Annotated in this window: 4 protein-coding genes; 2 read left to right on the plus strand and 2 right to left on the minus strand. The window is 73.6% G+C overall.

Going from position 1 to position 5089, the window contains the following annotated elements; translation table 11 throughout:
* Positions 1 to 75 precede the first annotated feature (75 nt).
* Positions 76 to 2472 (minus strand): endopeptidase La, encoded by a 2397-nt coding sequence (gene lon, locus ABZ914_RS26295; RefSeq protein WP_500196443.1) that lies wholly within the window; start codon positions 2470 to 2472, stop codon positions 76 to 78.
* 166 nt (positions 2473 to 2638) lie between these two features.
* Between lon and ABZ914_RS26300 the strand changes: the two genes are divergently transcribed.
* Positions 2639 to 3202, plus strand: coding sequence for an NUDIX hydrolase (locus ABZ914_RS26300; protein ID WP_500196444.1), 564 nt, complete (start codon positions 2639 to 2641; stop codon positions 3200 to 3202).
* Here ABZ914_RS26300 and ABZ914_RS26305 read toward each other — a convergent pair.
* Positions 3123 to 4421 (minus strand): alkyl sulfatase dimerization domain-containing protein, encoded by a 1299-nt coding sequence (locus ABZ914_RS26305; RefSeq protein ID WP_500196446.1) that lies wholly within the window; start codon positions 4419 to 4421, stop codon positions 3123 to 3125. The genes ABZ914_RS26300 and ABZ914_RS26305 overlap by 80 nt on opposite strands.
* 150 nt (positions 4422 to 4571) lie before the next feature.
* Here ABZ914_RS26305 and ABZ914_RS26310 point away from each other — a divergent pair.
* Positions 4572 to 5089 (plus strand): RsbRD N-terminal domain-containing protein (locus ABZ914_RS26310; RefSeq protein ID WP_500196447.1); only part of this gene is annotated, 518 nt, incomplete at its 3' end.

Genomic DNA, 5089 nt, shown 5'->3' on the forward strand with positions numbered 1-5089 from the left:
ACACCCCCCCCGGGCCCGGCCCCCGCCCCCCGCCCCCCCGGCGCCCCCGGGCGCGGGCGTTCCGCGTCCGCCGGGTCAGACCGCCACGGGCGTGGTGGCCGGCTCCAGCGCCAGCTCCAGCACCTCGCGGACGTCGCTGACGGCGTGGACCGTCATGCTGTCCAGCACCTCCGCCGGGACGTCCTCGAGGTCGGGCTCGTTGCGCTTCGGCACGATCGCGGTGGTGATGCCGAGCCGGGACGCGGCCAGCAGCTTCTGCTTCAGGCCCCCGATCGGCAGCACCCGCCCGGTCAGCGACACCTCACCGGTCATCGCCACGTCCGACCGGACCGGCCGCCCCGACAGCAGGGACGCCAGCGCCGTCGTCATGGTGATGCCCGCGCTCGGGCCGTCCTTCGGGATCGCGCCGGCGGGCACGTGGACGTGCACGCCGCGGTCCTTCAGGTCGCCGACCGGCAGCTCCAGCTCCGCGCCGCGCGAGCGCAGGTAGCTCAGCGCGATCCGGGCCGACTCCTTCATGACGTCGCCGAGCTGCCCGGTCAGCGTCACGCCGGTGTCACCGGTCTCCTTGTCGGCCAGCGACGCCTCGATGTAGAGGACGTCGCCGCCCGCGCCGGTGACCGCCAGGCCCGTCGCGACGCCCGGCACGCCCGTCCGCCGCTCCGACCTGCTGAGCTCGACCTCCGGGGTGAACCGGGGCCGCCCCAGGTAGTCCTTCAGGTCGTCCGCGCCGATCGCGACCGGCAGCTCCGCCTTCTCCAGCGCGACGTTCGCGGCGACCTTCCGCAGCACCCGCGCGATCGACCGGTCCAGCGACCGGACGCCCGCCTCGCGGGTGTACTCGGCGGCCAGCAGGCGCAGCGCGTCGTCGCCGAACGTCACCTCCGACGGCTCCAGCCCGGCCTTGTCGAGCTGGCGCGGCAGCAGGTGGTCGCGGGCGATGGTGACCTTCTCGTGCTCGGTGTAGCCGTCCAGCTGGACGAGCTCCATCCGGTCGAGCAGCGGCCCGGGGATCGCCTCCACCACGTTCGCGGTCGCGAGGAACAGCACGTCGCTCAGGTCGAGCTCGACCTCCAGGTAGTGGTCCCGGAACGTGTGGTTCTGCTCGGGGTCGAGGACCTCCAGCAGCGCCGCCGTCGGGTCGCCCCGGTAGTCGGCGCCGACCTTGTCGACCTCGTCCAGCAGCACGACCGGGTTCATCGAGCCCGCCTCGCGGATCGCCCGGACGATCCGTCCCGGCAGCGCCCCCACGTAGGTGCGCCGGTGGCCGCGGATCTCCGCCTCGTCCCGCACGCCGCCGAGCGCGACGCGCACGAAGTTGCGCCCCATGGCCCGCGCGACCGACTCGCCCAGCGAGGTCTTGCCGACCCCGGGAGGACCGGTCAGCGCCAGGACGGCGCCGCTCCGGCGCCCGCCCACGACGCCGAGGCCGCGGTCCTCGCGGCGCTTGCGCACCGCCAGGTACTCGATGATGCGCTCCTTGACGTCGTCGAGGCCGGCGTGGTCGGCGTCCAGGATCTTCCGCGCGCCCGCGATGTCGTAGGCGTCCTCGGTCCGCTCGTTCCACGGGATGTCGAGGACGGTGTCCAGCCACGTGCGGATCCAGCCGCCCTCCGGCGAGGCGTCGGACGACCGCTCCAGCTTGTCGACCTCCTTCAGCGCCGCCTCGCGGACCTTCTCGGGGAGGTTCGCGGCCTCGATCCGGGCCCGGTAGTCGTCCTCCTCACCGGCGGGGTCGCCGTTCAGCTCGGCCAGCTCCTTGCGGATGGCCTCCTGCTGCTGCCGCAGCAGGAACTCCCGCTGCGTCTTCTCCATGCCCTCCTGGACGTCCTTGCGGATCGTCTCCGCGACGTCCAGCTCGGCGAGGTGGTCGCGCGTCCAGCCGATGACCAGCTCGAGCCGCTCGACGACGTCGACCGTCTCCAGCACCTCGACCTTCTGCTCGGTCGTCAGGTACGGCGCGTACCCGGCGTTGTCGGCCAGCGTCGAGGGGTCGTCGATCTGCTGCACCACGTCCACGACCTGCCACGCGCCGCGCTTCTGCAGGATCGCGCTGACCAGGCCCTTGTACTCCTTGGCCAGCTCCTGCGCGCGGCCGCTCGCCGGCGGGGTCTCGATCGACGTGCCCTCGACCCACAGGGCCGCGCCCGGCCCGGTCGTCCCGGTCCCGATCCGCACCCGCTGCACGCCCCGGACGACCACCCCGGGCTCACCGCCCGGCAGCCGCCCCTCCTGCTCGATGACGCCGAGCGTGCCGACGGCGGCGTACTGCCCGTTCACCCGCGGGACCACCAGCACCCGCGGCTTGCCCGCCGACCGGATGCCGGGGCCCTTGGGCTGCGCCACCGCCTTGGCCGCCTCGACGGCCGCCCGCACCTCCCCGCTCTCGGACAGGTCGAGGGGCACCACCATGCCCGGCAGAACGGCCCCGTCGTCCAGGGGCAGCACCGGCAGCGTCAGGGTCTCGCTCATGCTCAGCTCCAAGTCCTTCGTCGCGGCCCCCTCGGGAGGGACCGTCCCGGTCGCCCGGGAACCCAACACCAAGTTGAGTCATACTCACTCAAGAAAACGGAGCAACTAATAATTTCCTCAGCAACGTTCGCTCTCAGCGATCACCGGCCCGGCCTACCCTGACCCCATGAGCCGGACCTTGGCGACGGACGCGAACGGCAACGCCCTGACCGCGTTCCTGCCTGCCGTACCCACGTCCAACGCACCGGCCGGCGCCCCGATGCCCGCCGCCCTGGTCGCCGTCCGCCACGGGACGTCCGTCCTCCTGGTCTTCGACCGCCACCGCCGCCAGTGGGAACTCCCGGGCGGCCGGATCGACCCCGGTGAGACGCCCTTGCAAGCGGCCGTCCGGGAACTCCGCGAGGAGACCGGCCTCGACCTCCCCGCCCTCGCCCTCGCCGGCCACGCCCGCTTCCGCCTCGTCGACCCGCCCCGCGACGAGTACGCCGCCGTCTACACGGGCCAGGTCAGCGCCCGCCACCGGTTCGTCCCGAACGAAGAGATCAGCGCCGTCCACTGGTGGAACACCACCACCGCGCCTCCCCCGAACGCCCAGCCCCTCGACACGACCCTCGCCCTCCTCGCGACTTCCCCCAACCCGGCCGATGCGGTCAGGAGATCAGCTTGCCGACGGTGGCCGGAGTCTCGGGCCGGCCGGTGGCGCGGCGGGACTCGTCGGCCGCCCATTTGAAGACGCCGGTGGCCATGAGGGACGGCTCGGACTCGGCGCGGGCGGCGTAGACCTCGGCGCGGGCCTCGTGCAGGGACGCGTCGCCGGGGTCGGCCTGGACGGCCATCTCCGCGAGGTGGGCGGCGAGGCGCAGGTCGCCGCCGTCGGCGGCGCGGCGGGCGGCGTCGGCGACCTTGGCGGCGCCGCCGGCGAGGGCCGCGACGGCGCGGGCGAGGTCGGCGTCGCGCGCGGGCTTGAGGTGGGCGGGGTTGCCGTCGTACCAGCCGCCGTACATGCGCCACAGGTTCCGCACGATGAACTCGGGCTCGTCGTACTTGGCCTGAAGGTAGACGCGGTCGGACAGGTGCGCGGGCGGGGCGACGGCGTGGACGATGTCGTCGAGGCGGCGGCCCTCGTTCAGCATCGCGAGGGTCTGGTCGACGATGCTCTCGAGCCATTCGGCGGTCTCGGTGAGGGCCTGCGCGATGCGGTCCGCGCCGAAGACGGGGGCGCCGTGCGACGGCATCATGATCTCGGCGCCGAGGGCCGCCATCCGGCGCAGGGCGTGCGCCCATTCGCGCGGGTACCGCTGCACCTTCTGCGGGTTGCCGCAGTTGGGGGTGAGCCAGATGAACAGGTCGCCGGGCAGGAGCAGCCTGTACTCGGGGACGTAGGCGACGGTGGCGTCGTCGGTCTCGCCCTTGGCGTGGAAGAGGTCGAAGGTGAGGCCGGCGCGGGTGACGGTCAGCGCGTCGCGGTAGGTGACGTCGGGCTGCCGGTACTCGGTGGGCCAGCGCAGGCCGGGGGCCTGGAACTGGCGCTGGTTGATCACGGAGTTGTAGCCGGCGGTGAGGACGTAGCGGTCGAAGCGGTCGCGGACGAGCTCGTGCGCGACGACCTGGGGGCGCGGTCCGTCCTCGGCGTCGAACGGGCCCATGCCCATGACGTGGTCGATGTGGCCGTGCGAGTAGAACGCGAGCGTGAGCGGGTCGGACGTCCAGGCGCGGACGCGGTCGTGCAGCCTCGCGGCGGTCATCTGGTTGCCGGTGTCGAACAGCATCAGCTCGCCCCGGCCGCGGAAGGCGATGACGTTGCCGAAGCCGGGCTGCCAGCCGAGGCCGTCGGCGATCTCGATGACGCCGGAGCCGCCCATGCCCGTGTGGACGATGCTGTCGTCGGCGGCGCCGCGCCAGACCCGGTCCGCGTAGTCCTTGATGTCCGCGTAGTTCTCGATGTCCATGGCGGGCTCCGTTCAGGCGGCGGGTGGTGGTACGGATCACCCTGCTGCGGGACGGCGCATCGCGACAACCGGCGCTTCTCCCGCGTTCGTCCGGTTCGGCTGTGACATGTCACAATCGGCGGCGGGGAGGTCGTCATCGAGAAGGACCGGGTGCGGCAGGTCGCGGCGGACCTGGCGGCGCGCTGCGAGGGCCAGGTGAACCGGCTCGCGCGGGAGCTGACGCAGCGGCGCTTCGCCGCGCTCCCCGAGTACGCGGACCTGCCGGCGGACATGCGGGACGTGGAGATCGCGGCGACCGCGCGGCACGCGATCAGGCGGTTCCTGCGGATGGCCGAGGGCGCGCCGGCGGACGAGGACGACCTGCGGCTGTTCCGCGAGCGCGCCGCGCAGCGCGCCGAGGAGGGCATGCCGCTCGCGAACCTGCTGGCCTCGTACTACATCGGCGCCGAGGTCGTCTGGGACGCGCTGGTCGCCGAGGCCCGGCCGGACGAGCTGGCCGCGCTGCCGATGCTGGCGCGGCTGCAGCTGCGCGGCACCAACCGGGTCGTCGTCGCGGTGACGGAGGCGTACCAGGCGGAGCGGGCGGCGATCCTGGACGAGCGCCGCGAGGCTGTCCGGGAGGTGGCGCGGGCGCTGCTCGCCGGGGAGCCGGCGCGCGCGACGGCGGA

It is taken from the genome of Spirillospora sp. NPDC046719 (assembly GCF_040645715.1).
Classification (GTDB): domain Bacteria; phylum Actinomycetota; class Actinomycetes; order Streptosporangiales; family Streptosporangiaceae; genus Spirillospora.